Source organism: Edwardsiella hoshinae NBRC 105699 = ATCC 33379 (assembly GCF_000474215.1).
GTDB lineage: Bacteria > Pseudomonadota > Gammaproteobacteria > Enterobacterales > Enterobacteriaceae > Edwardsiella > Edwardsiella hoshinae.
In genome coordinates, this window is the sequence record NZ_BAUC01000082.1 from 1 (window position 1) to 1,852 (window position 1,852).

At 56.3% G+C, this 1,852-nt stretch carries 4 protein-coding genes and 1 pseudogene; all 5 read left to right on the plus strand.

The window, feature by feature from the left end; translation table 11 throughout:
* Nucleotides 1-468 (plus strand): phage tail sheath C-terminal domain-containing protein (locus EHO01S_RS17860; protein ID WP_035370992.1); only part of this gene is annotated, 468 nt, incomplete at its 5' end.
* An 11-nt stretch (nucleotides 469-479) separates the two neighbouring features.
* Nucleotides 480-851, plus strand: a complete 372-nt coding sequence (locus EHO01S_RS16990; protein ID WP_024525056.1) for a hypothetical protein — start codon at nucleotides 480-482, stop codon at nucleotides 849-851.
* Nucleotides 848-1,222: a hypothetical protein gene (locus EHO01S_RS16995; RefSeq protein WP_024525057.1), complete on the plus strand. Its 375-nt coding sequence runs from the start codon at nucleotides 848-850 to the stop codon at nucleotides 1,220-1,222. Before EHO01S_RS16990 ends, EHO01S_RS16995 begins: the two co-directional genes overlap by 4 nt.
* A 20-nt stretch (nucleotides 1,223-1,242) precedes the next feature.
* Nucleotides 1,243-1,377 carry a hypothetical protein gene (locus EHO01S_RS19380; RefSeq protein WP_255209549.1) on the plus strand — a complete coding sequence of 45 codons (135 nt, stop codon included), beginning with the start codon at nucleotides 1,243-1,245 and terminating at the stop codon, nucleotides 1,375-1,377.
* Nucleotides 1,377-1,852 (plus strand): annotated as a pseudogene (locus EHO01S_RS17865) (hypothetical protein); the annotation flags it as partial. The gene EHO01S_RS19380 and the pseudogene EHO01S_RS17865, both read left to right, overlap by 1 nt.

Sequence of the window (1,852 nt, forward strand, 5' to 3'; positions counted from 1 at the left end):
GGGCTGGATGTAACGCCGTTGACGGCGCGCGCGGGGCGCAAAGAGCAGGAGAACGCCCTGCACAATGGCCTGACGCCGCTGGAGATTGGCCCCGGCGATGTGGTGCAGATTGTGCGTGCAATCACGACGTACACCCGAAATCCGCAGAATGTGGAAGATCCGGCGCTGCTCGACCTGACCACCATCCGTACCCTGGATTACACCCGTAAAGCGTGCCGTGAGCGTATCGCACTGCGTTTCCCGCGCGAAAAGCTGCATGACCGCACTCGCGCCAAGGTGAAATCCGAACTGCTGGATGTGCTGTTGAAGCTGGAAGAGGAAGAAATCCTCGAAAACGTGATGGCCAATAAGAACAAGCTATTGGTCGAGCGCAATGGCAAAGACGCCAACCGGCTGGATGCTGTTATTCCGGCGGATGTGGTAAATGGGCTGCATGTGTTTGCCGGCCGCGTCGATCTCTATCTCTAAGGTGATGAGCTATGAGTCAAGATTATATGGGAGCCATCGTTCTGGAGGTTGATGGCCAGGAGGTTGAAGTCACCAGCCTCGACGTCAAAGTGACGACGGGTAACAAGGTGGTGAAAACCATGAACCGTACCGGGCGCGCCAAGGGCTACAGCAAGGGGATCACAACCTATGACCTCACCGTCTCGGTGGTGATCCCTGAGTCCGGGGATCTGGATTGGGAAAACCTGCGTGACGCCAAGTTAACGCTGTATCCCCTCGACCAGCAGGATAAGCGCACCTCTTACCTGGACTGCCGCACAATTGATGTCGGGGAAAAATACCAGGTGGATAACGAAGCTCAGCGCGATTTAACCATGGCAGCATTGCGGAAGGTGACAGAATGATGACGGAAAAAGGCTCGCTGATTTACGGCATTGAGCACAACGGTAAATTGCATTATGCGTTTGAAATTGGCCTGCCCACGTTGGGACAGACCGGGGAATGTCTGGATGCAACCGAGTCCCGTTTTGGCTCACTGAATAGCGGTAAAGCCGATGTTTTTTACCGTGCGGCCTCCTTTGCCTTTGCATTGGTTCAATTAGGGGATATCCCCAAAGAGGCCATCACGCCTGATCTGTTGTATGCACAACTGACGCAGGAGGATGCCGAGGTTCTGGATAAGGCCATTGACGTGGTTAAAAAAAAGCGCAGCGAGCAGAAGAGCGCCGCGCCGGACTGCGACTTGCCATCCTTGCCCTCGGACGCTATGGCATAACCGAAGAGCGCGTGTTATCGATGAGCCGTCCCGAGCTGGACGGCTATCTCTCGGCCTTGCAGCGCTACCACTCCCCCCGCCAACCGGGCAAGACCGGCAAAACTACCGTAGAGCACCAACGCTATAAATCCCTGCGTAAAAAACGAGGTCAGTAATGGCACGTGATTTTAAAGTCTCGATGACGCTAGAGGCCAAAGATGATGCCTCTCGCCAGGTTACCCGCACGCTAAAAGAAACCACCGGCCAGGCTGAAAAGGCGGCCAAGGCCATCAAGCGACAGGGGCATGAGCAACAAAAAACGGCCATCGAGGCGGCCGCCGCAGCGAAACAACAAGCTGCCGCCGCAGCGCAGGCTGCCAAACAAAGTATCGCGGCCAGCCGTTCACAGATGGAAAATGCCCGCCGGCTGATGCGCGCCCGAGAAGCGTTAGGTATCCGGTCTGAACAGTCCATCCAACGTGAAATTGCTCGCACGATTGCCAGCTATAACCGCCTGACCCGCGCTGGCACCTTATCAGCCAGAGAACAGGCTCGCGCCTACCACCAGATGCGGCAACAAGTGGCCGGATTGCGTCAGGAGTTAAAGGGAGTAACGACACTGCAACAGGCTCGTGGTGCGCTCACCAAGGC

Excerpts from the sequence above, each read along its gene's own strand:
- EHO01S_RS16990 (WP_024525056.1), top strand. The coding sequence starts at position 480 with ATGAGTCAAGATTATATGGGAGCCATCGTTCTGGAGGTTGATGGCCAG.
- EHO01S_RS16995 (WP_024525057.1), top strand. The coding sequence starts at position 848 with ATGATGACGGAAAAAGGCTCGCTGATTTACGGCATTGAGCACAACGGT.
- EHO01S_RS19380 (WP_255209549.1), top strand. The coding sequence starts at position 1,243 with ATGAGCCGTCCCGAGCTGGACGGCTATCTCTCGGCCTTGCAGCGCTAC.